Origin of the sequence: Phenylobacterium terrae, from assembly GCF_042681205.1 — a bacterium.
In the GTDB taxonomy this organism is placed as follows: domain Bacteria; phylum Pseudomonadota; class Alphaproteobacteria; order Caulobacterales; family Caulobacteraceae; genus Phenylobacterium; species Phenylobacterium terrae.
In genome coordinates, this window is sequence record NZ_JBHUEY010000001.1 from 2284434 (window position 1) to 2307919 (window position 23486).

General features: G+C 71.7%; 27 protein-coding genes. 19 read left to right on the forward strand and 8 right to left on the reverse strand.

What is annotated here, in order from left to right; all coding sequences use genetic code 11:
* Window positions 1-50: 50 nt before the first annotated feature.
* From cyoE to ACFSC0_RS11475, 11 genes are all read left to right on the forward strand, one after another.
* A complete protein-coding gene (gene cyoE, locus ACFSC0_RS11425) occupies window positions 51-1013 on the forward strand; it encodes a heme o synthase (RefSeq protein ID WP_377282806.1) in 963 nt (320 codons plus the stop codon).
* Between the two features lie 2 nt (window positions 1014-1015).
* Window positions 1016-1168, forward strand: a complete 153-nt coding sequence (locus tag ACFSC0_RS11430) for a hypothetical protein (RefSeq protein WP_377282805.1) — start codon at window positions 1016-1018, stop codon at window positions 1166-1168.
* A complete protein-coding gene (locus ACFSC0_RS11435; protein WP_377282804.1) occupies window positions 1146-1787 on the forward strand; it encodes a cytochrome c oxidase assembly protein in 642 nt (213 codons plus the stop codon). Before ACFSC0_RS11430 ends, ACFSC0_RS11435 begins: the two co-directional genes overlap by 23 nt.
* Window positions 1788-1836: 49 nt before the next feature.
* Window positions 1837-2706 (forward strand): cytochrome c oxidase subunit 3, encoded by an 870-nt coding sequence (locus ACFSC0_RS11440; RefSeq protein ID WP_377282803.1) that lies wholly within the window; start codon window positions 1837-1839, stop codon window positions 2704-2706.
* Window positions 2707-2713: 7 nt separating this feature from the next.
* Window positions 2714-3076: a DUF983 domain-containing protein gene (locus tag ACFSC0_RS11445; RefSeq protein WP_377282802.1), complete on the forward strand. Its 363-nt coding sequence runs from the start codon at window positions 2714-2716 to the stop codon at window positions 3074-3076.
* Window positions 3069-3782 carry an SURF1 family protein gene (locus ACFSC0_RS11450; RefSeq protein WP_377282801.1) on the forward strand — a complete coding sequence of 238 codons (714 nt, stop codon included), beginning with the start codon at window positions 3069-3071 and terminating at the stop codon, window positions 3780-3782. The genes ACFSC0_RS11445 and ACFSC0_RS11450 overlap by 8 nt, the downstream gene beginning before the upstream one ends.
* Window positions 3779-5170: a threonine synthase gene (thrC, locus tag ACFSC0_RS11455; RefSeq protein ID WP_377282800.1), complete on the forward strand. Its 1392-nt coding sequence runs from the start codon at window positions 3779-3781 to the stop codon at window positions 5168-5170. Before ACFSC0_RS11450 ends, thrC begins: the two co-directional genes overlap by 4 nt.
* On the forward strand, window positions 5145-6443 hold the full coding sequence (locus ACFSC0_RS11460; protein WP_377282799.1) for a M16 family metallopeptidase: 1299 nt from the start codon (window positions 5145-5147) through the stop codon (window positions 6441-6443). Before thrC ends, ACFSC0_RS11460 begins: the two co-directional genes overlap by 26 nt.
* Before the next feature lie 48 nt (window positions 6444-6491).
* Complete coding sequence (locus ACFSC0_RS11465) at window positions 6492-7103, forward strand: GNAT family N-acetyltransferase (protein ID WP_377282798.1); 612 nt, start codon at window positions 6492-6494, stop codon at window positions 7101-7103.
* Between the two features lie 27 nt (window positions 7104-7130).
* Entirely contained in the window at window positions 7131-8789 is a 1659-nt protein-coding gene (locus ACFSC0_RS11470; RefSeq protein ID WP_377282797.1) for a putative bifunctional diguanylate cyclase/phosphodiesterase, read from the forward strand.
* A gap of 180 nt (window positions 8790-8969) precedes the next feature.
* Window positions 8970-9566 (forward strand): hypothetical protein, encoded by a 597-nt coding sequence (locus ACFSC0_RS11475; protein WP_377282796.1) that lies wholly within the window; start codon window positions 8970-8972, stop codon window positions 9564-9566.
* Window positions 9567-9569: 3 nt separating this feature from the next.
* Here ACFSC0_RS11475 and ACFSC0_RS11480 read toward each other — a convergent pair whose 3' ends face one another.
* Entirely contained in the window at window positions 9570-10163 is a 594-nt protein-coding gene (locus tag ACFSC0_RS11480; RefSeq protein ID WP_377282795.1) for a YqgE/AlgH family protein, read from the reverse strand.
* A 115-nt stretch (window positions 10164-10278) separates the two neighbouring features.
* On the opposite strand from ACFSC0_RS11480, the gene ACFSC0_RS11485 reads away from it, so the two are divergent.
* Together ACFSC0_RS11485 and ACFSC0_RS11490 are read left to right on the forward strand one after the other, a co-directional pair.
* Window positions 10279-10761, forward strand: a complete 483-nt coding sequence (locus ACFSC0_RS11485; protein ID WP_377282794.1) for a peroxiredoxin — start codon at window positions 10279-10281, stop codon at window positions 10759-10761.
* 85 nt (window positions 10762-10846) lie between these two features.
* Entirely contained in the window at window positions 10847-11860 is a 1014-nt protein-coding gene (locus tag ACFSC0_RS11490; RefSeq protein WP_377282793.1) for a S8 family peptidase, read from the forward strand.
* Between the two features lie 165 nt (window positions 11861-12025).
* On the opposite strand, the gene ACFSC0_RS11495 is transcribed toward ACFSC0_RS11490, so the two are convergent.
* Entirely contained in the window at window positions 12026-12589 is a 564-nt protein-coding gene (locus ACFSC0_RS11495; RefSeq protein ID WP_377282792.1) for a DNA-3-methyladenine glycosylase, read from the reverse strand.
* Window positions 12586-14334: an acyl-CoA dehydrogenase gene (locus tag ACFSC0_RS11500; RefSeq protein ID WP_377282791.1), complete on the reverse strand. Its 1749-nt coding sequence runs from the start codon at window positions 14332-14334 to the stop codon at window positions 12586-12588. Before ACFSC0_RS11500 ends, ACFSC0_RS11495 begins: the two co-directional genes overlap by 4 nt.
* A gap of 131 nt (window positions 14335-14465) precedes the next feature.
* Here ACFSC0_RS11500 and ACFSC0_RS11505 point away from each other — a divergent pair, with 131 nt between their 5' ends.
* Together ACFSC0_RS11505 and ACFSC0_RS11510 are read left to right on the forward strand one after the other, a co-directional pair.
* Entirely contained in the window at window positions 14466-15074 is a 609-nt protein-coding gene (locus tag ACFSC0_RS11505; protein ID WP_377282790.1) for a YceI family protein, read from the forward strand.
* A 4-nt stretch (window positions 15075-15078) separates the two neighbouring features.
* Window positions 15079-16386 carry a YceI family protein gene (locus ACFSC0_RS11510; protein ID WP_377282789.1) on the forward strand — a complete coding sequence of 436 codons (1308 nt, stop codon included), beginning with the start codon at window positions 15079-15081 and terminating at the stop codon, window positions 16384-16386.
* A gap of 217 nt (window positions 16387-16603) precedes the next feature.
* Here the strand turns inward: ACFSC0_RS11510 and ACFSC0_RS11515 are convergent, their stop codons facing one another.
* Window positions 16604-17077, reverse strand: coding sequence for an HtaA domain-containing protein (locus ACFSC0_RS11515; protein ID WP_377282788.1), 474 nt, complete (start codon window positions 17075-17077; stop codon window positions 16604-16606).
* 89 nt (window positions 17078-17166) lie between these two features.
* Here ACFSC0_RS11515 and ACFSC0_RS11520 point away from each other — a divergent pair, with 89 nt between their 5' ends.
* On the forward strand, window positions 17167-18111 hold the full coding sequence (locus ACFSC0_RS11520; protein WP_377282787.1) for an L-threonylcarbamoyladenylate synthase: 945 nt from the start codon (window positions 17167-17169) through the stop codon (window positions 18109-18111).
* Window positions 18112-18251: 140 nt separating this feature from the next.
* Here ACFSC0_RS11520 and ACFSC0_RS11525 read toward each other — a convergent pair whose 3' ends face one another.
* The 4 genes from ACFSC0_RS11525 to ACFSC0_RS11540 form a co-directional block, all read right to left on the reverse strand.
* Window positions 18252-19046 (reverse strand): enoyl-CoA hydratase/isomerase family protein, encoded by a 795-nt coding sequence (locus tag ACFSC0_RS11525; RefSeq protein ID WP_377282786.1) that lies wholly within the window; start codon window positions 19044-19046, stop codon window positions 18252-18254.
* Window positions 19047-19153: 107 nt separating this feature from the next.
* Window positions 19154-19864 (reverse strand): DUF899 family protein, encoded by a 711-nt coding sequence (locus tag ACFSC0_RS11530; RefSeq protein WP_377282785.1) that lies wholly within the window; start codon window positions 19862-19864, stop codon window positions 19154-19156.
* Window positions 19865-19891: 27 nt separating this feature from the next.
* Window positions 19892-20509 (reverse strand): glutathione S-transferase family protein, encoded by a 618-nt coding sequence (locus ACFSC0_RS11535; RefSeq protein WP_377282784.1) that lies wholly within the window; start codon window positions 20507-20509, stop codon window positions 19892-19894.
* Between the two features lie 64 nt (window positions 20510-20573).
* Window positions 20574-21197, reverse strand: a complete 624-nt coding sequence (locus tag ACFSC0_RS11540; protein WP_377282783.1) for a TetR/AcrR family transcriptional regulator — start codon at window positions 21195-21197, stop codon at window positions 20574-20576.
* 128 nt (window positions 21198-21325) lie between these two features.
* On the opposite strand from ACFSC0_RS11540, the gene ACFSC0_RS11545 reads away from it, so the two are divergent.
* From ACFSC0_RS11545 to ACFSC0_RS11555, 3 genes are read left to right on the forward strand one after another with little or no spacing between them, the layout of a single operon-like run.
* Entirely contained in the window at window positions 21326-21646 is a 321-nt protein-coding gene (locus ACFSC0_RS11545) for a hypothetical protein (RefSeq protein WP_377282782.1), read from the forward strand.
* A gap of 5 nt (window positions 21647-21651) precedes the next feature.
* Window positions 21652-22035 (forward strand): hypothetical protein, encoded by a 384-nt coding sequence (locus ACFSC0_RS11550; protein WP_377282781.1) that lies wholly within the window; start codon window positions 21652-21654, stop codon window positions 22033-22035.
* Between the two features lie 37 nt (window positions 22036-22072).
* Complete coding sequence (locus tag ACFSC0_RS11555; RefSeq protein WP_377282780.1) at window positions 22073-23482, forward strand: FAD-binding oxidoreductase; 1410 nt, start codon at window positions 22073-22075, stop codon at window positions 23480-23482.
* Window positions 23483-23486: the final 4 nt, after the last annotated feature.

Genomic DNA, 23486 nt, shown 5'->3' on the forward strand with positions numbered 1-23486 from the left:
CGCGGGCCGGAAACGCCGGGCCGCGCACCCTCGGCTTATCGAGTATTCTGATGTCTATGACCTCCACGCTCTCGCAGGCCCGCACGCCCGCCACCTGGCAGGACTACGTGCGCCTGCTGAAGCCCCGGGTCATGTCGCTGGTGATCTTCACCGCCTTCACCGGGATGATCGCCGCCGATGCGCCGATCCATCCGCTGCTGGGCGCGGTGGCCATCCTCTGCATCGCCGTCGGCGCGGGCGCCTCGGCGGCGCTGAACATGTGGTACGACGCCGACATCGACGCGAAGATGCGGCGCACCCGCAGCCGGCCGGTGCCGGCCGGCCGGGTGCAGGGCTCCGACGCCCTGGCGCTCGGCGTCGTGCTGTCGCTGTTTTCGGTGATGTTCATGGGCATGGCGGTCGGCTGGCTGGCCGCCGGCCTGCTGGCCTTCACCATCTTCTTCTACGCCGTCGTCTACACGATGTGGCTGAAGCGCAGCACGGCGCAGAACATCGTCATCGGGGGCCTCGCCGGGGCGCTGCCGCCGGCCATCGGCTGGGCCGCGGCGGCGGGGACCGCGCCGCTGGACGCTTGGCTGCTGGTGGCGATCATCTTCTTCTGGACGCCCCCTCACTTCTGGGCCCTGTCGCTCTACACCAGCGAGGACTACGAGAAGGCCGGCGTGCCGATGCTGCCGGTGGTCGCCGGCGCGGCGGAGACGCGCAAGCAGATCTTCCTCTACAGCCTGCTGCTGGTGCCGATCTGCATCGCCCCGGCGCTGACCGGCCTGGGCGGGGGCCTTTACCTCGCCGTCTCGGCGGTGGGCGGGGCGGTGTTCCTGGTCCTGGCCTGGCGCGTCCTGCGCAGCAAGGCGGGCGATGCGGCCAAGGTGCGCAACGACGACGGCCTCTACGACGTGAAGGCCGGCGCGAAGGACGCGCGCAACCTGTTCGCCTTTTCGATCCTCTACCTGACCCTGCTGTTCGCCAGCATCCTGGCCGAGCGGCTCATGGGCCTGCCGGGGCTCGTGTGATCATGAGCGATCCGGCCAACGAGAGCGAACGCGAGGCCAAGGCCCGCCGGGGCCGCAACATCGCCCTGGCCCTCGGCCTGCTGCTGTTCGTCGTGCTCGTCTTCCTCGTCACCATCGTCCGTCTCGGCGCCAATGTCCTCGACCGGCCCCTCTAGCCTTTCCGACGCCGCCAGGCGGCGAAACCGCAAGGTCGCCGCCGCCTGCCTGGGCGGCCTCGCCCTGATGGTGGGCGCCGCCTACGCCGCCGTGCCGGCCTACCGCGCCTTCTGCCAGCTGACCGGCTTCGACGGCACCGTGCGCAAGGCCGAGGCCGCGCCGACCCGGGTGCTGGACCAGACCCTGCTGATCCACTTCGACACCAACGTCCGCGGCGACCTGCCGTGGGAGTTCGAGGCCGAGCAGGTCAGCCAGACGCTGCGAATCGGCGAGACCGGCACCGCCTTCTTCAAGGTCACCAACACCTCGGACCGGCCGATCACCGGCCGGGCGACCTACAACGTCGTGCCCGAGCAGGCCGGCCCCTATTTCCGCAAGCTCGAGTGCTTCTGCTTCTCGGACCAGACGATCCAGCCGGGACAGACGGTCGAGTTTCCGATGATCTACTTCGTCGATCCCGAGTACGCGGAGGACTTCGAGACCCGCGGCAAGGGCGAGATCACCCTTTCCTACAGCTACTTCCCGAGCCCGCCGGCCGCGAAGGGCAGCAAAACCGCTCAACTGCAACAGGTTGGGCCGGCTTCGCCCCTTGGCGGATCGGCGGATGCGGGGCTATAGCACCGGCGCGAACACCGCCGCCGCTTAAGAAGACAGGACCACGAGCGACATGGCCGAAGGCGTCAAGCACGACTACCACCTGGTCAACCCCAGCCCCTGGCCGCTGGTCGGCTCCGTCGCCGCCACCGTCATGGCGATCGGCGCGGTCGTCTGGATGAAGGGCGCCCTGGGCCTCGAGAAGGGCAACTCGATCGTCTTCTGGGCCGGTCTGGCCGGCGTGCTCTACACGATGTTCGGCTGGTGGCGCGACGTGGTGAAGGAGTCCCGCCAGGGCGACCACACCCCGGTCGTCTCGATCGGCCTGCGCTACGGCATGGTGCTGTTCATCGCCTCCGAGGTGATGTTCTTCGTCGCCTGGTTCTGGATGTTCTTCGAGATGGCGCTCTTCAATGAGTTCCGGACGCTGTCCGCCATCGAGGAGGTCCGCACCGCCTGGGCCACCTGGCCCCCGCACGGCGTGCACACCGTCCCGGCCTGGGAGCTGCCGCTGGTCAACACCCTGACCCTGCTGCTGTCGGGCACCACCGTCACCTGGGCCCACCACGCGCTGCAGGTCGGCGACCGCAAGGGCGCCAAGATCGCGCTGGCGCTGACCATCGCGCTGGGCGTGCTGTTCACGGCGGTCCAGGCGTACGAGTACTACCACATCTTCTCGCACGACTATTTCTACTCGGAGGAGGCGGCCAACGCGACGCTGTACGGCTCGACCTTCATCATGGCCACCGGCTTCCACGGCTTCCACGTGCTGGTCGGGACCCTGTTCCTGATCGTCTGCCTGCTGCGCCTGATGGCCGGCCACTTCACGCCGCAGAAGCACTTCGGCTTTGAGGCGGCGGCCTGGTACTGGCACTTCGTCGACGTGGTCTGGCTCTTCCTGTTCGCCTTCATCTACGTGATCTTCGGCGGCGCGGCGCATTGACCGCGTCATGAGCCGGCCCAATCCGCTGGCGGCGGGCCTCATGGCCCGCTGTCCGAACTGCGGCGAGGGCCCGCTCTTCGAAGGGTATCTCAAGGTGGCCGCACGCTGCGAAGCGTGCGGCTTCGACCTGAGGAGCGCCGATTCCGGCGACGGCCCGGCGGTCTTCGTGATCCTCATCGCCGGCTTCGTGGTCTCCTTCGCGGCCCTGTTCGTGGAAGTCGCCGTGCGCCCGCCTATCTGGGTGCACATGATCATCTGGCTGCCCCTGACGCTGATCCTGTCGCTCGCCCTGGTGCGCCCGCTGAAGGGCGTGATGCTGGCGGCCCAGTTCGCCAACAAGGCCTCGGAGGCCGGCCGCCGCGATGTCTAGGCGCATCCCGCTCGGCCTCACGGCCGCGGTGCTGATCGCCCTCGCCATCCTGATCGGCCTCGGCGCCTGGCAACTGCAGCGCCTCGCCTGGAAGCAGGACCTTCTGGACCGCATCGCGGCCCTGGAGAATGCCCCGCCGATCCCGGCTGAACAGGCCCTGGCGCGCATCGCCGGCGGCCAGGACATGGACTTCCACCGCGTCCGCGCCGTCTGCCCGGGCCTGGCCCAGGCGCCCTGGCTCGAACTCTACGGCCTGCACGAGGGCCAGTCGGGCGTGCGGCTGATCTCGGCCTGCCGGCTTGAGGCCGGCCCCTATCGCTCGGTGCTGGTGGACCGCGGCTTCGTCCTCGACACCATTTCCTCGCGCCCGCCGCGCGACGCGGCGGCGAGCGAGCCGGTGACCGTCGATGCGGTGATCCGCACGCCCGAGGCGCCCAGCCTGTTCGCCGCGGCCAACACCGAGCAGCGCTGGTTCCGCCGCGACATCCCCGGGATGGCGCGGGCGCTCGGCGCCCCGGCCCCCGCGCCGGTGTTCCTGATGGCCGAGACCTCCACCAATCCGCAGTGGGGGGCGCTGAAACCGCTGCCGGTCCCCAGCGGCATCACCAACCGGCATATGGAGTATGCGCTCACCTGGTTCGGCCTTGCCGGGGCGCTGCTCGCCGTCTATGCCGCCGTGCTCTGGCGCAGATGGAAGGTGCGATGAGGTACGTCTCGACGCGGGGCGGGGCGCCCGCGGTCGGCTTCGTGGATGCGGTGCTGGGCGGCCTTGCGCCCGACGGCGGCCTCTACGTGCCGCAGGAGTGGCCGAGCTTCACCCGCGAGGAGATCGCCGGCTTCGCCGGGCGGCCCTACGCCGAAGTCGCCGCCGCCGTGCTGGGCAAGTTCGCCGGCGACGAGCTGACGGCGGACGAGGCGCTGGAGATGTGCGCCGAGGCCTATGCGAGCTTCACCCACGCCGCCGTCGTGCCGCTGACGCAGGTCTCGCCCAGCGTCTTCCTGGCCGAGCTGTTCCACGGGCCGAGCCTGGCTTTCAAGGACGTGGCCATGCAGCTGCTGGCCCGCCTGTACGACACCCTGCTGAGCCGCCAGAACCGGACCCAGACCATCCTGTGCGCCACCTCGGGCGACACCGGCGGGGCGGCGGTCGAGGCCCTGCGCGGGCGCCACAACGTCAAGATCGTGGCCCTCTTCCCCGAGGGGCGGATCTCCGAGGTCCAGCGGCGGTTCATGACCACCGCCACCGAGGCCAACGTCGCCTGCGTCTCCATCCAGGGCGACTTCGACGACTGCCAGGCGCTGGTGAAGCAGGCCTTCCAGGACCCGGCCCTGCGCCAGGCGGTGGACCTGTCGGGCGTCAACTCGATCAACTTCGCCCGCATCGTGGCCCAGGCGACCTACTACTTCACGACCGCCGTCGCCCTTGGCGCGCCGGACCGCGAGGTTTCCTACGTGGTGCCCTCGGGCAACTTCGGCGACGCCTTCGCCGGCTACGTCGCCAAGCGGATGGGCCTGCCGATCGCCCGCATCGTGGCCGCCACCAACGCCAACGACATCCTCGCCCGGGCCTTCGAGGAAGGCCGCTACGCGCGCGGGAAGATCACGCCCACCCAGTCGCCGGCCATGGACATCCAGGCCGCCTCCAACTTCGAGCGGCTCTATTTCGAGTGCGTCCGGCGCGACGCGGTCGAGACCGCCCGCGCGTTCGCCGCCTTCAACGAGACCGGCGTCATCGACGTGCCGCCGCAGGCCCTGGCCGCGATGCGCGAGCTGTTCGGCGGCTGCATGGTCAGCGAGGCCGAGACGGCCCGGACGATGGTCTCGACGCTCAACGAGACCGGCGAGCTGATCGACCCGCACACCGCCGTCGGCGTCGCCGGCCTGCGCCGGATGGGGAAGACCAAGGGCCCGGTCGTCGTCATGTCCACCGCCCACCCGGCCAAGTTCCCTGAGACGGTGAAGGCGGTCACCGGCGTCGCGCCGCCGCTGCCGCGCGGGGCCGAGGACCTTGCGCACCGGCCCGAGAAATACGACCGCCTCCCGCCCGAGGCGGCCGCCGTCAACGCCTATGTCCGAGAGTTCTCCGCTGCCTGAAGACGTCCTGCCCGCCGTGCGGCGCCTGGCCAACGGCGTGACGGTCGTCTGCGACTCCATGCCGGGCCTGCAGACCCTGGCGGTGTCGGTCGTCGCCGGCCGCGGCGCCCGCTACGAGGACGCGGCCCGCTGCGGCTGGTCGCACCTGATGGAGCACATGGTCTTCAAGGGCGCGAACGGGCGCTCGGCGCAGGAGATCGTCGAGGCCGTCGAGGCCCAGGGCGGCCAGATCAACGCCGCCACCGGCTACGAGCGGACCAGCTATCAGGTGCGGGCGCTGGAGGGCGGCCTGGACCTGGGCCTGTCCACCATCTCCGACCTGCTGTTCCGCCCGACCCTGTCGCCCGACGACCTGGCCAAGGAGAAGCAGGTCATCGCCCAGGAGATCGCCGAGGCCGCCGACGATCCCGAGGACAGGGTGTTCGAGATGGCCCAGGCGGCGGCCTATCCGGACCAGCCGCTCGGCCGGCCGATCCTGGGCACGGTCGAGTCGATCGGGGCGGCGACGCCGGAATCCCTCGCCGACTGGCGCGCCCGCCTCTATCCGCCGAACGCCCTGGTGGTGGCCGCGGCCGGCGCCGTGGACGAGGCTGAGCTGCTGGAGTTGGCCGAGCGCGACTTCGGCCCGCAGGCGGCCCAGCCCGGGCCGGCGCTGTCCTATCCGCCCGCGAGCTTCGACGGCGGCGCCGTCGCCGAGGCCGACCGTCTTGAGCAGGCGCATGCGGTCTTCCTGCTGCCCGCGCCGGCCGCCACCGACCCCGACTACTTCGCGCTGCGCCTCTTCGCCGAGATCCTGGGGGGCGGCATGGCGTCGCGGCTGTTCCAGGAGGCGCGCGAGCGGCGGGGCCTGGCCTACGCCATCGACGCCTATGCCGAGACCTATCTCGATACCGGCCTGCTGGGGGTCTACGCCGGCTGTGCGGCCAAGGACGCGCGCGAGCTGGCGCAGGTGGTGGCCGGCGAGATCGCCAGCCTCGCCCGCCGCGTCGAGCCGCGCGAGCTGGCCCGCGCCAAGGCCCAGCTGAAGGCCTCCATGTTCATGGGCCGGGAGTCGCCGCTGGCCCGGGCCGAGCACGCCGCCGGCCAGCTGCTGATCTTCGGCCGGCTGCTGGGGCCGAAGGAGCTCGCGCGCCGGATCGACGAGGTCGCGGCCGAGGACCTGCAGCGGCTCGGCGAGCGGATGGTCTCGCAAGGCCGCGCCGCCGCCTCGGTGCTGGGGCCCAAAGGCGCCCTGCCGGCCGCCGAGGTGTTCCGCAGGAGCCTCGCCGCCTGAGCCGAACGCGGCGCTTGACGAGGCGTTTTTTCGCAGGACCCTGTCTTCATGGCGCTTTTGGACTGGATCGGTGCGGAAAGCGGCCTCCGGATCGAGGGGGAGGGGGTTCGCCTGCGCCCGCCGCGGGCGTCCGACTATTCCGAGTGGCGCGAGTTGCGCGCCCGCTCCCGCGCCTTCCTGCAGCCCTGGGAGCCGACCTGGCCGGCCGACGACCTGACCCGCGCCGCCTTCCGCCGCCGGCTGACCGCCTACGCCCGCGACCGCGAGGCGGGCGTCGCCCATCCCTTCTTCGTCTTCCGCCAGAGCGACGAGGCGCTGGTGGGCGGCATCACCCTGTCCAACATCCGCCGCGGCGTCGCCCAGATGGGATCGGTCGGCTACTGGTGCGGCCAGCCCTACGCGCGCAACGGCTACACCCTGGCGGCGGTGAAGACCCTGATCGGCTTCGCCTTCCGCTCGCTGGCCCTGCACCGGCTCGAGGCCGCCTGCCTGCCGCACAACGAGCCCTCGCGCCGCCTGCTGAACAAGGCCGGCTTCACCGAGGAAGGCTACGCCAAGGCTTATCTCAAAATTAACGGCGTTTGGAGAGATCATGTCCTGTTCGGCCTCATCTCGCCGCTAGGCGATGCGGGGGTCGATCAGGAGGGGGTGTCCGTCTGACGGCGCCACCGGGCGTCATGGGGCGGAATGGCGAGCGACCGCTGGATCTGGGATGCGACGACGACGCTCGAGGCTCTCGGTGCGGCGGACGTGGCCCTTTGGTACTGGGAACCTGAGCAGGACCGCATGCGCCTGACGGGCGCCAGCCGTGCGCTGGGCCTGGGGCCGCTGGCCCCCGAATGCTCCTCCGCCGCCCTGCGCGCCCTGGCCCTGCCGCAGGACCGGGCGCTCGCCGAAGACATCCTGAGACCCCATGAGCCCGGGACCGAGGTCGCCGTGCGCCTGCGCATGCGCGGGGCTGGGGTCTGCATCTGGCGGGGCGTCTGGCTGGAGGAGGGGGTGCGCGCCGCCGGCGTGGTCGCCCCCGAGACCAAGTTCGCCGCCTCCGACCAGGACAGCCTGACCGGCCTGCTCGACCGCCGAAGCTTCCTCGCCCACGCACGCGACCGCCTGCAGGCGCCGGGCCGCCACCAGCTGGTGGTCGCCGACCTCGACCGCCTGCGCCGTCTCAACGAGGCCCTGGGCCACGAGCGGGCCGACCTGGTGCTGGCCGCCCTCGGCTCGCGCCTGGCCGCCGCCTTCCCGCCGGACGCCCTGCTGGCCCGGGTCGGCGAGGACGAGTTCGCGGTGCTCGCCCCCGCCCGCCGGCCCAGCGCGGCCGAGGTGCTGCGCGGCGCCCTGGAGCAGCCGCTGCGGGTCGCCGGCTTCGACATCCATCCCACCCTGTCCATCGGCGCCGTGGAGGCCCACGGCGGCGGCGAGGCGCCCGACGCGGCCGAGCTGCTGCGCCGGGCCGAGCTGGCCGTCGAAGCCGCCAAGAGCGGCGGGCGCGGCGGAGCCGCCGCCTACGGCCGCAGCCTCGAGACCGACGGGCTGTCGCGGCTGGCCCTGGAGGGCGACCTGCGCGGCGCCATCGCCCGCGGCGAGCTGACGCCCTTCTACCAGCCCATCGTCCGCCTCTCGACCGGGGCCCTCTCCGGGTTCGAGGCGCTGGTCCGCTGGCGCCACCCGCGCCGCGGCCTGCTCACCCCCGATCAGTTCCTGCCGCTCTGCGAAGAGATGGGCCTTATGAGCGACCTGGGCGCCCACATGATGCGCGAGGCCGCCAAGCAGCTCTCCATCTGGCGGCACGACCATCGGCTGGCCGGCGAGCTGACCGTCGCCGTCAACCTCTCCACGGGCGAGATCGACCGGCCGGACCTGGTCTCCGACGTCGTCGCCATCCGCGAGGAGACCGGCCTGCCGCCGGGCGCGCTGAAGCTCGAGGTCACCGAGAGCGACGTGATGAACGATCCGGACCGGGCCGCCGTCATCCTGCGCCGCCTGCGCGAGGCCGGCGCGGCCCTGGCCCTGGACGACTTCGGGACCGGCTTCTCGTCGCTGTCGTACCTGACCCGCCTGCCGTTCGACACGCTGAAGATCGACCGCTACTTCGTGCGCACCATGGCCACCGACGAGGGCTCGGCCAAGATCGTCTCCTCGGTCGTCAAGCTCGGCCAGGACCTCAAGCTGGAGGTCGTCGCCGAGGGCGTGGAGAACGCCGGCATGGCCCGCCAGCTCCTCGACCTCGGCTGCGACTACGGCCAGGGCTTCGGCTACGCCCCGGCCCTCTCGCCCCAGGAAGCCGAAGTCTACCTCAACGAAAGCTACGTCGACGGCGCCGCCCCGGTGAAGGCGCGCGGTTGATCCCGCCTCGCGGTGACTGGTTGAGGCGTCCAGCTCGGCGGCGCCGCACCCGACGGGGGACGCCTCTACCTGTCACCCTTCCCCGCCGCCTGTGAAGGTGACAGGTAAGGGTGTGTCATGGGGTCGCCCTGCGGCTGCTGATGGTACACCCTAACCAGTCACCGCAGACGCGGAGCGCGCATGGCCGACTACGAGCTCTTCCAGTTCCAACTCGCCGCCGCGCCCGGGCGGCGGAGCCAGGCGGCGTTCGCGGGCGACCTGAAGGACCGGGGCGCGGGCAGCGTGCGGGCGGCCGGCGGGGAGCTGCTGGGGCTGTTCGCCTCGCAGCTCGGGTGGGCGGCCAATGAGCTCGCCCTGCTGGTGCGCTGGGGCGAGCGGGGACGGGCGGACCTGTCGAGCCTCGCCGCGGTCGAGGCGGTCCGGCGCGAGGCGCTGACGCCGACGATCCGGCCGGCGGCGGGCGATCGGCTGCGGCTCGGCGGGATCCACGTGCTGCGCTGGTTCCACGTGCTGCCGGACTCGGCGGAAGAGTTCGTGAAGCTCTCGGGCGAGGGCTGGGCGGACTTCGAGACCCGCTTCGACGCCAAGGTCTTCGGCCTGTTCCGCGCCCGGGACGAAGCCGGCGCCGCCCGCTTCCTGCTGATCACCCGCTACGGCGACCACGGCGAGTGGGAACGCTCGCGCGACCCCTCCACCGCCGCCATGCAGACCTTCATGCGCCGTCAGCAGCTCACGGTCTGGACCCAGGCGGCGAGCACGCTGGCGACGGCGGTCTGAGCCTCAGGCCCGCCCGGTCTGCGTCGACAGCAGCCGCGGGTCGATCCCCAGCTTGGCGAGCGCGCGGGACCATTTGTTCTCGTGGTCGTCGCCGAACAGCAGCTCCTCGTCGGCCGGGCAGGTCAGCCACACGTTCTCGCGGATCTCGCGCTCTAGCTGGCCGGCGCCCCAGCCGGCGTAGCCGAGGGCCAGGAAGGAGCGCCGCGGGCGGCCCTCCGGGCGAGCCATGGCCTCCAGCACGTCGCGGGTGGCCGTCAGGGCCACGTCCTCGGTGATGTCGAGGGTCATCTCCGGCGAGCGGTAGTCGGTGGTGTGCAGGACGAAGCCGCGCTCGCGCTCCACCGGCCCGCCCAGCAGCACCAGGTCGGGCGGCACCTCGATCGTTGCGGTGATGTTCAGCCGCTCCAGCAGATCGGGGATCGTCAGCCCCGACACGGGCTGGTTCACCGCCACGCCCATGGCGTGCTGCTCGTCGTGGGCGCAGACCAGGATCACCGCCCGCTCGAAGCGCGGATCGCCGATGCCCGGCATGGCGATCAGGAGTTGGCCGGCGAGGAACTCGGCCTCGGCTTCGGAGCCGGAATATCGGGAACCCATGGGCAGCGATTTTGAGGCCGATCGCGGCGCTTTCAAGTCGTTTGCGCGACCCGTTGACGCATGGCCGGCTGTCGTGGTCTGCCTTCCCGGACCCCCTGTTCACGGAGCCCTGGCCATGACCATCAAAGTCGGCGACCGCATTCCCGAAACGACCCTGACGCTCGCCACCGACGAGGGCCCCCGCCCGATCAGCACCAAGGAGCTGTTCGGCGGCAAGAAGGTGGCCCTGTTCGCGGTGCCCGGCGCCTTCACCCCCACCTGCTCGGCCAAGCACCTGCCCGGCTTCGTGGACAAGGCCTCCGACATCAAGGCCAAGGGCGTCGACGCCATCGCCTGCCTGTCGGTCAACGACGCCTTCGTGATGAAGGCCTGGGGCGAGCACCAGGGCGTGGGCGAGGACATCATGATGGTCGCCGACGGCAACGGCGACTTCACCCGCGCCGTGGGCCTGGAGATGGACGCCGGCAAGTTCGGCCTCGGCCAGCGTTCGCAGCGCTATTCGATGATCGTCGAGGACGGGGTCGTGAAGGAGCTGAACGTCGAGGCGCCGGGCGAGTTCAAGGTTTCCTCGGCCGACTACCTGATGGCCCAGCTCTGAGCCGAGGCAGCGGCTAAGCTCCAGCGATTCCAACCCCTTGGCGGGCGGCCGGAATGCGGCCATGCTCGCCCCAGAGGTGGTGTCCATGAGCTTGCTTCCACGCGCCGGGCGAGGCCGGCGTCTGGCCCTCGCCGCGGCGCTGGCGGCCCTGCTCGCCGGCTGCACCCAGCGCGTCCCGGAGGTCACCAGCGGCGAGTATCTGCGCAGCTGGGGCCTGGGCGCGATCAACGCCATGGGCGCCTATCAGGCCGGCGCGACCGGGCGCGGGGTGACCGTGGCCATGGTCGACTGCGGGCTGCAGGACGCCCCGCGCGAGGTGCTGCGCAACGTCTCGCGCAACTCCGTCGACATCTTCGCCGCCGAGCGGGCGTTGCCGGCCACCGACCGCCACGGAACCTACATGGCCGGCCCGCTGGGCTCGGCGCTGGACCGCAGGGGGCTGGTGGGCGTGGCCTACAACGCCGAGCTCCTGTCGGTGCGGGCCGACATCGAGGGCGGCCACAACGGCCAGTGCGCCTTCAAGGCCTCCTCCTTGGCCCGGGCCGTGCAGTACGCGGCCGACCAGAAGGCCCGGGTCATCGTCCTGCCGCTGCAGGCCACCCGGCCGATGGGGCCGGCCTTCGAGACCGCCCTGAAGAACGCCGTCGACGGCGGGGCGGTGGTGGTGATCGCCGCCGGCAACCGCTCGGCCGACCAGCCGGGCTATCCGGCCCGCTACGCCGCCGATCCCAGGTTCGCCGGCGCGATCGTCGCCGTGGGCGCGACCACGGCGGAAGGCGAGCTCACCAAATGGTCCAACCGCGCCGGCCCGACGAAGGCCTGGTACCTGGCCGCCCCCGGCGAGCGGATCGTCACCGACTGCGGCAAGAAGACCTGCCGCCTCGTGTCGGGCACCTCGTTCGCCGCCTCCTACGTGGCCGGCGCCCTCGCCCTGGTGATGGAGGGCCATCCGCAGCTCACCGGCCGCGAGGCGCTGGCCCTGCTGCTGCAGAACGCCCGCGATACCGGCGAGCCCGGCGCCGATCCCACCTACGGCTGGGGCGTGCTGGACGTCGGCAAGGTGTTCCCCCAGACCGCCGAGGCGAAGCGGAGAGGGTGAGGCTCCGCCATCTGACGGTGACTGGTTAAGGCGTCCCGACGCGGATTTGCGAACTGTGCCCTGCGGGACGCCTTTACCTGTCACCCCTCGGAGCCGCCTGCGAAGGTGACAGGTAAGGGGGTCCCTCGGTGGGGCGGCGAGGCTACGCCGGGACACCCTAACCAGTCACCGGGAGGCGCCTGGAAACGGCCGGCTGAGGAACTTCGAGCCCTTGAGGCCGAAGCGCCAGGGCAGGTCCGCGGCCTTCGAGATGCCGATCCTCGGGCCGGCGAGGATCTCCGACGGCGCGGCCGCGGGCGTGAAGGCGAAGGGGGCGTGGTCGATGGGCAGGCCGTCGTGCTCGCGGGTGACCCCCAGGGCCTGGCAGAGTTTGCCGGGGCCGGAACAGAGCTGGCGCGGGTCCGAAAGCCCCCGGCGCCGGCGCATCGTCTCAAGGCCGTCCGTCGGCTCCAGGGCGCGGATCAGCACCGCGCTGCCGGGATCGCTGCCGCAGACGATGTTGAGGCACCAGTGGATGCCGTAGGAGCGGTAGACGTAGGCGCGGCCGACCGGGCCGAACATGGCCGCGTTCCGCGCCGTCGGCCCGGCGTGGCTGTGCGAGGCGGGGTCCTCGTGGTGGTAGGCCTCGGTCTCGACGATCACGCCGCCGACGCCGGAGAGGGTGAGGCGGGCGCCGATCAGCTCGCGGGCGACGTCGACGGGGTGGCGGGCGAAGAAGGCTTCGCTCACCCGGCCAGCGCCTCCGGCTCCAGAGCGGCGAGGTCGGCGTCGCCGGCCATCGCCGCGGCGGCCTCGCCAGCCGCCAGGGTGAGCACCCGGTCGGCGTAGATGCGGGCGAGCCTGGCCTTGCCGGCCAGCCACGGATCGGTCCCGCCCTGGGCCAGCAGCGCCTGGCGGCCCAACACCCAGCCGCCGATCACCGCGCCGGCCAGCCGCAGGTAGGCCGTCGCGCCCGCCAGCCCCTCCGGCCCGCGGTGCTCCAGCAGCCAGTCGGTGGCCCGCTCCAGGGCCAGCACGCCCTCGGCCAGCCGTTTGCCGACGGGGGCGAGCCCCTCGGCGGCGGTCAGCGCCTCGGCGGTGGTCAGGATGTCGCTCGCCAGGCCGCGCACCACGGCGCCGTCCGCCATCGGCGCCTTGCGGCCGACGAGGTCGAGGGCCTGGACGCCGTTGGTGCCCTCGTAGATCGGGGCGATGCGGGCGTCGCGGTAGTGCTGGGCCGCGCCGGTCTCCTCGATGAACCCCATGCCGCCGTGCACCTGCACGCCGATGGAGGCGGCCTCGACGCCGATGTCGGTGGACCAGGCCTTGGCGATGGGCGTCAGCAGCTCCTGCCGCGCCTTGGCCGCCGCCCGCTCGGCCTCGGTCTCGGCGAGCCGGGCCTCGTCGGCGAGCACGGCGGTCATCAGGCAGATCCCCCGGGCCGCCTCGATCTTGGCCTTGGTGAGCGCCAGCATCAGCCGCACGTCCGGGTGGTCGAAGATCCGCGCGGAGGTCTCGCCGGTCCAGGCCGAACGGCCCTGCCGGCGCTCGAGCGAGAAGGCCATCGCCTGCTGCCACGCGCGCTCGCCGATGGCCACGCCCTGGACGCCGACCTGCAGGCGGGCGGCGTTCATCATCAGGAACATGTTGGCCAGGCCCTCGTCGGGCTTGCCCACCAGCTCGGCCTTCGCCCCCTCGAACAGCATGACGCAGGTGGGCGAGCCATGGATGCCCAGCTTGTGCTCGATGGAGGCCGGCCGCAGGTCGTTCAGGCCGCCGAGCGAGCCGTCCTCGTTCACCAGCCGCTTGGGCGTCAGGAAGAGGGAGATGCCCTTCACCCCCGGCGGGGCGTCGGGCAGGCGCGCCAGCACCAGGTGGACGATGTTGTCCGCCGCGTCGTGGTCGCCCCAGGTGATGAAGATCTTCTGGCCGTTCAGGCGGTAGCCGCCGGCCCCGTCCGGTTCGGCGCGGGTGGTCAGGGCGGCCAGGTCTGTGCCGGCCTGCGGCTCGGTCAGGTTCATGGTGCCGGTCCACTCGCCGGAGACCAGCCTCGGCAGATAGAGCTGCTTCTGGCGCTCCGTGCCCACGTGGGCGAGGGCCTCGATGGCGCTCTGGGTCAGCATCGGGCAGAGGCCGAAGGCCATGTTGGCCGACTGGACCATCTCGAAGACGCCGGCTTCCAGCGCCTTGGGCAGGCCCTGGCCGCCGTGCTCGGGATCGGCCGACAGGCTGTTCCAGCCGCCGGCGGCGAACGCGCGGTAAGCCTCCGCAAAGCCGGGCGCGACGGTGACCTTGCCGTTCTCGTAGCGCGCGCCGTGGGTGTCGCCGATGCGGTTCAGCGGCGCCAGTTGCTCCTCGCAGAAGGCCCCGGCGGCGGTGAGGATGGCCTGGATCGTGTCCTCGTCCAGGTCCGGGAAACCGCGCCGGGCCAGGTCCGACCCGCCGACGGCGGCCAGGGCGAAGGCGATGTCGCGGACGGGCGCGCGGAAGGTCATGGGCGGGGCTCCAGTGGCTCGCGGCCATTTACGGCGCCGGCCCTGCACCCTCCAAGCCTGACGCAGCGGCGGCTGCAAATTGCGGGAAACAAACCCGCCCGATAGGTGAGGGGAAAGAGTGGGAGGTGATCGTGTTCCGTCGTACCGCGCTGGCAATCGTCATGTCTTCGGCCCTCGCCGCCGTCGCCGTCGCGGCGCCGGAGTCGCGCGATCCGGCCCAGGTCCCGGCCGGCGAGTATGTGCTGGACGCCCGCCACGCCAGCCTGACCGCCAAGGTCTCCCACCTGGGCGGCTTCTCCAACTACGCCATGCGGTTCGACAAGCTCTCGGGCGGCTTCACCTGGGATCCGGCGAACCCGGCCGCCGCCAAGGCGACGATCCGCATCGACCCGGCCTCGATCCACACCGGCCTGCCGAACTTCGACAAGGAGCTGGCCGGCCCCCGCTGGTTCAACGCCGCGGCCCACCCGGCGATCACCTTCGTCTCCACCAAGGTGGACGCCGGGGCGGACGGCCGGGGCAAGATCATCGGCGACCTGACCTTCCTGGGCGTGACCAAGCCGGTCACCCTGGACGTGACCTTCAACGGCGTCGGGCCGGGGATGATGGGAACGGGGACGCGGCTCGGGTTTTCCGGAACCGGCATGATCAAGCGCTCGGACTTCGGCCTCACGACCTCCGCCAGCGCGGCGGGCGACGAGGTGATGCTCGACTTCGAGGTCGAGTTCACCAAGAAATAGGCCGATGAGCGACGTCGCGGAGAACCCCGCCCGGGCCGGCAGCGGCCGTTACGCCACCATCGCCATCGTCCTGCACTGGACCATCGCGGCCCTGATCCTGACCCAGATCGTCCTGGCGGGCCGGATGGAGGACCGCGGCCCCGAGGCCTTCGCCGTCACCCAACTGCACAAGTCGGTGGGCGTCACCATCCTGCTCCTCAGCCTCGTGCGTCTGGGCTGGCGGCTGATGAACCCGCCGCCGCCGATGCCGGACACCCTGCGGCGCTGGGAGAAGACCCTGGCGGGCTTCACCCACGCGGCCTTCTACGTGGTGATGATCGGCATGCCGCTGACCGGCTGGATCATGGTCTCCACCAGCCGCATCGAGATCCCGACCCTGCTCTACGGCGTCATCCCCTGGCCGGACCTGCCCGGGACCGACGCCATGTCGCGGGACGCCCGCGAGGGGCTGCACGAGTTCGGCGAGGCCGGCCACGACCTGATCATCAAGGGCTTCTACGGCCTGATCGCCCTGCACGTGGCGGGCGCCCTGAAGCACCAGCTGCTCAGCCGCGACGAGCCGGTGCTGGCGCGCATGGCGCCGGGCGCCCGGGCCGGCCGCTGGCTGGAGCCCCGGTTGGCGATCATCGCCCTGGCCGCCGCGGCGGTGGCTGCGTTCGCCGCGGTGGTGACGCCGCCGCTGGGCGGGCTGCGGCCGCCCGCCGCGGCCCCGGCCGAGGACGCCGAGCCGCTCGAGGCGACCGGGCCCGGCGAGCCGCTCGCGGCGGATAGCGGTGCGGTCGCGCCCGCGGAGCCCGAGACGCCCGCGGCGGCCGGCGAGCCCATCGCCTGGCGGCTCGACGACGGCTCCAAGATCGAGTTCGAGACGGCCTGGGGGCAGACGAAGATCGAGGGCGAGTTCGAACGCTTCAGCGCCGACATCCGCTTCAGTCCCGACGCGCTGGACCGCTCGCGGGTGAGCGTGACCATCGATGTGGCTTCCGTGGACACCGGCGATCCCCAGCGCGACGAGGCCCTGCCGGGCTTCGACTTCTTCAACATCGACGAGCACCCGCGGGCGACGTTCGTGGCCGACCGGTTCGAGCGCACGGGCGAGGACCGCTACATCGCCCGCGGCCGCCTGACCCTGAAGGGCGTGACCCGGCCGGTCAGCCTGCCCTTCGAGCTCGACATCGACGAGGACAAGGCCCGGGTCCGCGGCGAAACCAGCCTCGACCGCACCGCCTTCGGCGTCGGCCAGGGCGAGTTCGCCGCCACCGACCAGATCCCCGCCGACGTGAAGATCGAGGTGGATATCCGCGCGCGGCGATAGCGCCGCCGCCTCCCCACGTCGCGCACCCTCACTTCGTCATGGCCGGCTGCATGCCGGCCACCCATCCTGATGAGGATCGACCTGCCGTAGCGGGCTGGGTCGCCAGGACGAGCCCGGCGATGACGGAAGGTGGGGTGACAGGTAGCGCCTGCGGCGCAACCAGTCACCGGACGACCTCGGTGACTGGTTGGGCGAAGCCCTACCTGTCACCCATCACTCAGCCCAGCTTCAGCCGCACGGGATCGAGCTGAGTTCCGGGCGGATAGTGGTCGCCGAGGAGTTGCATGCCGTCGATCGTTGTGACGGCGGGGAGGGCGACTTCGCCGGCCTCCGTGACGGCGGCGGCCACGTCGAGCTTGGCGATGGCCATGCGCTTGCCGGCCGCCCAGGGGTCGGCGACGGTCAGGGCGCCGCCGTCGGGTCCGAGCTCAACGCCCGGGTCGGCGATGGCGACCTTGAGCATCCCGCCGTGGGCCTCGAACCGGACCTCGCCGGAGAACTGAGCCTGCCCCTGCGGGCGACCGTCGGGGCTGCGGGTCACCGCCGCCTCGCCGGCCGCGAAGACGAAGCCGCCGTCGGGCGCGCGCTCCGCCGGCCCCGACAACGCGATCTGGCCGCCCACGGCCTCGACGTAGCTGCGGAAGCTCTGCTTCACGCCCCAGTGGAGGGCGGCGATCTGGACGTCGGACATGGAGCCTCTGGGGTGGATAACCGGCGCCGCAATCTCGGCGGTGAGAGGGATGAGGACAAGCCCCGCTCGCACGGTGTACGAGCCCGGCCATGACGGAACCGGCGGACGAGCGGGGAGGGGAGGGCGCGGCGATCGCGCGCGCCGCGGCGGCCCTGCGCGCCGGCGACCTCGTCATCCTGCCGACCGAGACGGTCTATGGCCTGGCCGCCGACGCCGCCAACCCCGACGCCGTGGCCCGGCTGTACGAGGCCAAGGGCCGGCCGAGCTTCAATCCGCTGATCGCCCATGTGGCCGGCCTCGAGGCGGCCGAGCGCGTCGCGGTGTTCGACGGGCGCGCGCGGCGCCTGGCCCAAAGGTTCTGGCCAGGCCCCCTGACCCTGGTGCTGCCGGTCCGGGCGCCGGCCAAGGTCAGCGACCTCGCCCGCGCCGGCCTCGACACCGTCGCCGTCCGCGCGCCGGCCCACCCGATCGCCCGCGCGCTGCTGGCGGCCTTCGGCGGCCCGGTCGCGGCCCCGTCGGCCAACCGCTCCGGCCGGCCGAGCCCCACGACCTTCGAGGCCGCCCTGGAAGAGACCGGCGCCGCCGCTGCGGCGGCCCTCGACGGCGGCCCCTGCCGGGTCGGCCTGGAGTCGACGGTCGTCTCGCTGCTTGATGAACCGCGCCTGCTGCGCCCCGGCGCCGTCACCCGCGGCGAGATCGAGGCCGAGATCGGCGCCCTCGCCGAGGCCGAGGCGGACGCGCGCCGTTCCCCCGGGCGCCTCGCCCGCCACTACGCGCCGAACGCGCCGGTGCGCCTGAACGCCGCCGCGCCCGAGCCTGGCGAGGCCTTCCTCGGCTTCGGCTCTGGCGCGCCCGGCCCGTTCAACCTCAGCCCCTCCGGCGACCTGCGCGAAGCGGCCGCCAACCTCTTCGCCCACTTGCGCGCCGCCGACGCCACGCGCCCCCGCGCCATCGCCGTCGCCCCCATCCCCGACGACGGCCTCGGCGAAGCCATCAACGACCGCCTGCGCCGGGCGGCGGGGTTCGTGGGGTGAGGTCACCTTTCCCTCCCCTTCATGGGGAGGGTGGTCCGGAGCGAAGCGACGGGACGGGTGGGGGAGTCTCGGCCTCGCGGGCAGCCGGTGGTCCAGCGCCCCGAAATCTCGACACTCCCCCATGAAGGGGAGGGAAGGCGCTACTTCCCCTGGAACACCGGCTTGCGCTTCTCGAGGAAGGCCTTGCGGGCTTCCTGGCCGTCCTGGCTGCCGAAGGCTCTACGGATGTTCGAGACCTCGTAGCGGAGCTGGGTCTCGAGGTCGGACGTCTCGTACGACTTGACGATGCCGCGCTTGAGGAGCCGCAGGGTGATCGGCGACCATTCACACAGCTGTTGGCAATAGGTGGCGAGGCGCTCGGCGAAGGCCGCGTCGTCCACCACTTCGCCGGCCATGCCCCAGGCGATCGCCTCCTCGCCGGTGACGGTGCGGTTCTCCATCATGAACCGCATGGCCTTCTCGTAGCCCATGGCCTGCGGCAGCGTGATGGTCAGCCCTGCGTCGGGCGAGCCGCCGATGCGGGTGTAGCCGGCCATCAGCCGCGCGCTCTTCGCGATCAGCCGCACGTCGCAGCTCATGGCCAGGCCCAGGCCCGCGCCCACCGCCACTCCGTTGATCCCGCCGACGACCGGCTTGTCGCAGCGCTTGCGGATGGAGAGCAGGAAGTGGCCGACCCAACCGATGTCGTCGAGCTGGGCGGTCATCGCCGGCCATGGCGAGTAGGGCTCCGAGCCGGAGAGGTCCAGGCCCGCGCAGAAGGCGTCGCCCGAGCCGGTGATGGCCACGACCCAGACGTTGTCGTCCTTGGCCGCCTCGTCCACCGCCTCGACCACGCCCCAGGCCAGCTCCTGGGAAAGGGCGTTCTTCTTGGCCGGCCGGTTCAGCGTGATGGTGCGGACGTGGCCGGCGTCGGAGGTGGTGACGAGCGGGGTCATGGGCTTCCTCTCCTGGGACTTCTTTGTCGCCACCATAGGAGATCGGCCGGCCGGCGGAAGCGGCTTGAGCGTGCGGCGGCGGACCGAGCCGCCGCTGCCGGTCAGCCTCAGGCGTAGTTCAGGCTCGGATACCAGTCGCGGCCCCGGCCTTCCGGGGTCATGTCCAGCACGGTCCACAGCGGGGTGGGATCGGGCGCGCCGCGAGGGTCCTGGCCGGGGTCGGCCGTGCCGTCCCCCATCTCGCCGGACCAGAAGTGGCGGACGGTCCCGTCCCTGCGGGTGAAGACGTTGAGGGCCGAGTCGTCCGCGCCGTCGGTGGGCATGGCGAAGTAGTCGCGGGAGTAGGCGCCGGTGAGGTCCTGGTAGAGACGCAGGTTCTTCCACCCGCGCTCGCGCTTCCAGGCCAGCAGCTTTTCCAGCGGCGAGCGGGCGATCACCACCAGCGAAACGCGCTGGCCGATATCGGCGGCGTTGCCCTCCCAGGCGCCGAGCATGGCGGTGCACATGGGGCAGGGGCGCTCCCGCTGCGGACCGAACATGTAGCTGTAGGCGACGAGGGTGGGCTTGTCCTGGAAGAGGCCCGCGAGGTCGACCTCGCCCTCCTCGCCCAGGAAACGGTAGTCGCCGGTCACGGGGGCGCCGGGCGGCAGCGCGCGGCGCTGGGCCGCCACCCGCTCGATGTGCCGGCGCAGCTCGATCTCCTCGGCCAGCAAGGCCGTGCGGGCGGCGCGGTATTCGGCGCTCTCATTGGGGACGCGGAGGGGGTTCTCGCGCGCCAGCTGTTGGGCGGGGATCAGGGTTTCGGTCTTGGCGTCCATCTCAGGCTCCTTTGCGGACGGCGTGGATCAGTGGATCGCGGGGAAGGGCTCGCGCCAGGCGGGCAGCTCGTTCAGCCGGTCGTGCCAGCGGGCCATGGCGGGGAAGTCGCCGAGCGGGATCTGCGCCGCCTCCGCGTAGGGGAGGGCGACGCCCAGGGCGAAGTCGGCGAGGGTCAGCTGATCGCCCATCACCCAGCTTCGGCCGGCCAGGTGGTCGTCGAGGATGGCGGCGTAGGTCCGGAACTGGCCCAGGGCGTCCGCCACCGTGCGCGGGTTCGGCTCCGCGCCCGACAGCTTGGGCCGGATGATGTTCTCGAAGTAGAGCCGGCTGGCGTGCAGGCCGAAGTGCTGGGCGTCCCAGAACAGCCACCGCAGCAGGTCGATCTGCCGTTCGTCGCGGGGCCACAGGTCCGCGCCCGCAGCTTCCGAGAGGCGGCACATGATGGCGTTGGACTCCCAGAGGGTGCGGCCGTCCGCCTCCTCCAGCACGGGCACCTTGCCGTTGGGGTTGCGGGCCAGGAAGTCGGGGGCGTGGGACCCGCCAGCGGCGAGATCGACGTGGACGAACGCCACCGGCGCCTCCAGGTGCCGTGCGACAGCGCAGACCTTCCGCGGATTGAGAGTCTCGGACCAGTAGAGCTTCACGTTCGTCTCCTGTTTGAACCGACCAGTCGGTTTGTAAGGGGCCGCGCGAACAGGCGGCCAGGGTTCAGGCGCGCAGACTCTCCAGGTGGCGGACGAGAGTCCGTTGGGAGGCGCGCAGGGTGGCTTCGTCCTGGGTGTTCTTGGCCAGCGACAGGCCGCCCTGGTAGGCGGCGATCAGGAAGACGGCCTCGTCCTCCGCATTGACGGCGCGGGAGACCAGGCCCGCGGCCTGGCCGCGCCGCAGGGCCTCGGCGATGGCCTCGCGCCAGGCCCGGGTGACCGCGCCGGTGCGCATCCGGAAGCCCTCGTCCAGCGGCGACATCTCCTGGGAGAAGTTGCTCAGCGGGCAGCCCTTCTCCAGGTCCTCGGCCGTGAAAGGGGTCGACTCGATGATGGCGATCAGTGTGGCGATCGGGTCGGCCGCCTCGGCCAGCGGCTCCAGCCATTTGCGGCGGGTGACCTCGGCGATCACCTCGTCGACGACCGCGTAGCCGATGGCCTGCTTGCCCGGGAAGTGGTGGTACATGGCGCCCTTGGTGACGCCGGCGCGGGCCAGGATGGTCTCCAGGTCCGTGCCGCGGAAGCCGGACCGGTGCATCTCCTCGAAGGCGGCCGACAGCAGCCGCTCGCGGGTCTGGGCCGGATTGCGGACCCGGGTCTTCGCTGGCAGGGCGTCGTCACGGTACATACCAACCAGTATGAATGTAGCGGCGCGCGAGTCAAGGTCCGGCGGACCATACCGCACCTTCCAATTTTCTCTTGCTCGACCGCCGCAAGTTGTGGCGCCATGGCCGCTTCAACGGGGAGAGGATCACCATGCGCACGCTTCTGACCGCCGCGGCACTTCTGGCGCTGTCGACGCCGGCCCTGGCCGGAACGCTGGAAGAGGTCACCACCAAGGGCATCGTGCTCAACATCCAGGGCATGGACATCGAGGTGGACTACACGCCGGACGGCAAGTTCACCGCCATGGACGGCCAGATCACCGGCGAGTGGCGGATCGACGGCGACAAGCTGTGCACCAAGTCCTCCATCCAGCCGGAGGAGAGCTGCACCGAGTACCCGAAGGACAAGAAGAGCGGCGATACCTTCGAGGTCCAGGGCGCCCAGGGGCCGGTGGGCATCCGCATCAAGTGATGGCCATGCGCCACGACCGGGTTCTGGCCTGCGCCGCGACAGGCCTGCTGCTGGCGGCCCCTGCGCAAGCCGATGCAAAGTGCAGGTTCAGCTACACGCCTGAATTCCACGAGACCGTAGTCATGCCCGAGGTGCGAAGAGCTCTGGAGGGTGAACTTCGCGACTGGGACACGGCAAGTCCGACCCACTCGGTGCGGGGGCGGACGGTTAGAGTCATCGTGCGTATGAGCGAGCGTCGGCTGGATATCATCGATCCGCCCCACTTCGTCGTGGAGATCGGAAACTGCGGAAAGGGCCGCGTCCGAGCCGGGTTGCAGGAGTGGGATGTCGCGCTCGGCATGAGGCGCCCCACACGGGAGGAGAGGAGTCGACCCGGCTATCTCCCCTGAATCGATCATCGGCGGCCGAGGCGCTACACTCGCCGCCATGACCGCGCCTGTGCCCGCCGACGTCCTCTCCCGCCTCAAAGCCGTGCTGGGCGAGGCGGGGTGGAGCCAGGATCCCGAACGTCTGGCGCCGAAGCTCCTGGAATGGCGCGACCGCTGGCAGGGAACGACGCCGTTCCTGGCGCTGCCGAAGACCACCGAGGACGTGGCGGCGGTGGTGGGGATCTGCTTCGAGGCGGGCGTGCCGATCACGACCCAGGGCGGCAACACCGGCCTGGTCGGCGGCCAGATCCCACAGGGCGAGATCCTGCTCTCCACCGAGCGGCTGCGGGCGGTCCGCGACCTCGATCCCTTCGACGACGTGATCGTGGCCGAGGCCGGCGTGACGTTGGCCTCCGTGCACGAGGCGGCGGCCCAGCATCGGCGCCGCTTCCCGCTGGGGCTGGCCTCGGAGGGCTCGGCGACGGTGGGCGGGGTGGTCTCCACCAACGCCGGCGGCACCCAGGTGCTGCGCTATGGGACCACCCGCCAGCTGGTGCTGGGCCTGGAGGCGGTGCTGCCGAACGGCGAGGTGTGGAACGGGCTGAAGCGCCTGCGCAAGGACAACACCGGCTATGACCTGAAGCAGCTGCTGATCGGCGCGGAGGGGACGCTCGGCGTCGTCACCGCCGCCAGCCTGAAGCTGTTCCCGGTGATGGCCTCGCGGGCCACGGCCATGGCGGGGCTGGCCAGCGCCGACGACGCCATCCGCCTTCTGGCCCGCGCCAAGGAGGAGGCGGGCGGCGCCGTCGAGGCCTTCGAGCTGATGAGCCGCATCGGCGTCGACTTCGCGCTGAGGAACATCGCCGGCCAGCGCGACCCGCTGGAGGGCGTCCATCCCTGGTATGCGCTGATCGAGATCACCTCCGGCGAGCCGGGCTCGGCCGAGGCGGCCATGGAGCGGCTGCTGGCCGGCGCCCTCGAGGCGGGCCTGGTGCAGGACGCCGCCGTCGCCCAGACCGACGCCCAGGCGCGGGCCTTCTGGTCCCTGCGCGAGAACCAGTCGCCGGCCCAGAAGCCCGAGGGCGCCACCTGGAAGCACGACGTCTCGGTGCCGGTCAGCGAGGTGGCCAACTTCCTGCGCGAGGCGTCCCAGGCGATGGTCCGCTTCGCCCCCGGCTGCCGGATCTGCGCCTTCGGCCACGTGGGCGACGGCAACATCCACTACGACGTGCTGCGGCCCGACGGCGGCGACGATGCGGTCCATTCGGCCAGGCGCGACGAGGGCTCGCGCATCGTCCACGACATCGTCGCCCGGCTCGGCGGCTCGATCAGCGCCGAGCACGGCCTGGGCGCGATGAAGACCGCCGAGGCCCTGCGCTACAAGAGCCCCGTCGAGGTCGCCGCCCTGCGCGCCATCCGCCAGGCGCTGGATCCCAAGCGGATCATGAACCCGCGGGTGTTGTTCTAGTCTC

Bases quoted from the DNA above. Each gene is read 5' to 3' on its own strand.
- ACFSC0_RS11490 (WP_377282793.1), top strand. From the start codon at position 10,847: ATGAGCTTGCTTCCACGCGCCGGGCGAGGCCGGCGTCTGGCCCTCGCC.
- ACFSC0_RS11515 (WP_377282788.1), bottom strand. From the start codon at position 17,077: ATGTCCGACGTCCAGATCGCCGCCCTCCACTGGGGCGTGAAGCAGAGC.
- ACFSC0_RS11430 (WP_377282805.1), top strand. From the start codon at position 1,016: ATGAGCGATCCGGCCAACGAGAGCGAACGCGAGGCCAAGGCCCGCCGG.
- ACFSC0_RS11440 (WP_377282803.1), top strand. From the start codon at position 1,837: ATGGCCGAAGGCGTCAAGCACGACTACCACCTGGTCAACCCCAGCCCC.
- ACFSC0_RS11435 (WP_377282804.1), top strand. From the start codon at position 1,146: ATGTCCTCGACCGGCCCCTCTAGCCTTTCCGACGCCGCCAGGCGGCGA.
- ACFSC0_RS11460 (WP_377282799.1), top strand. From the start codon at position 5,145: ATGTCCGAGAGTTCTCCGCTGCCTGAAGACGTCCTGCCCGCCGTGCGG.
- ACFSC0_RS11555 (WP_377282780.1), top strand. From the start codon at position 22,073: ATGACCGCGCCTGTGCCCGCCGACGTCCTCTCCCGCCTCAAAGCCGTG.
- ACFSC0_RS11550 (WP_377282781.1), top strand. From the start codon at position 21,652: ATGCGCCACGACCGGGTTCTGGCCTGCGCCGCGACAGGCCTGCTGCTG.
- ACFSC0_RS11545 (WP_377282782.1), top strand. From the start codon at position 21,326: ATGCGCACGCTTCTGACCGCCGCGGCACTTCTGGCGCTGTCGACGCCG.
- ACFSC0_RS11525 (WP_377282786.1), bottom strand. From the start codon at position 19,046: ATGACCCCGCTCGTCACCACCTCCGACGCCGGCCACGTCCGCACCATC.
- ACFSC0_RS11445 (WP_377282802.1), top strand. From the start codon at position 2,714: ATGAGCCGGCCCAATCCGCTGGCGGCGGGCCTCATGGCCCGCTGTCCG.
- ACFSC0_RS11510 (WP_377282789.1), top strand. From the start codon at position 15,079: ATGAGCGACGTCGCGGAGAACCCCGCCCGGGCCGGCAGCGGCCGTTAC.
- ACFSC0_RS11470 (WP_377282797.1), top strand. From the start codon at position 7,131: ATGGCGAGCGACCGCTGGATCTGGGATGCGACGACGACGCTCGAGGCT.
- ACFSC0_RS11530 (WP_377282785.1), bottom strand. From the start codon at position 19,864: ATGGACGCCAAGACCGAAACCCTGATCCCCGCCCAACAGCTGGCGCGC.
- ACFSC0_RS11480 (WP_377282795.1), bottom strand. From the start codon at position 10,163: ATGGGTTCCCGATATTCCGGCTCCGAAGCCGAGGCCGAGTTCCTCGCC.
- thrC (WP_377282800.1), top strand. From the start codon at position 3,779: ATGAGGTACGTCTCGACGCGGGGCGGGGCGCCCGCGGTCGGCTTCGTG.
- ACFSC0_RS11485 (WP_377282794.1), top strand. From the start codon at position 10,279: ATGACCATCAAAGTCGGCGACCGCATTCCCGAAACGACCCTGACGCTC.
- ACFSC0_RS11450 (WP_377282801.1), top strand. From the start codon at position 3,069: ATGTCTAGGCGCATCCCGCTCGGCCTCACGGCCGCGGTGCTGATCGCC.
- ACFSC0_RS11465 (WP_377282798.1), top strand. From the start codon at position 6,492: ATGGCGCTTTTGGACTGGATCGGTGCGGAAAGCGGCCTCCGGATCGAG.
- ACFSC0_RS11475 (WP_377282796.1), top strand. From the start codon at position 8,970: ATGGCCGACTACGAGCTCTTCCAGTTCCAACTCGCCGCCGCGCCCGGG.
- ACFSC0_RS11500 (WP_377282791.1), bottom strand. From the start codon at position 14,334: ATGACCTTCCGCGCGCCCGTCCGCGACATCGCCTTCGCCCTGGCCGCC.
- ACFSC0_RS11520 (WP_377282787.1), top strand. From the start codon at position 17,167: ATGACGGAACCGGCGGACGAGCGGGGAGGGGAGGGCGCGGCGATCGCG.
- ACFSC0_RS11540 (WP_377282783.1), bottom strand. From the start codon at position 21,197: ATGTACCGTGACGACGCCCTGCCAGCGAAGACCCGGGTCCGCAATCCG.
- cyoE (WP_377282806.1), top strand. From the start codon at position 51: ATGTCTATGACCTCCACGCTCTCGCAGGCCCGCACGCCCGCCACCTGG.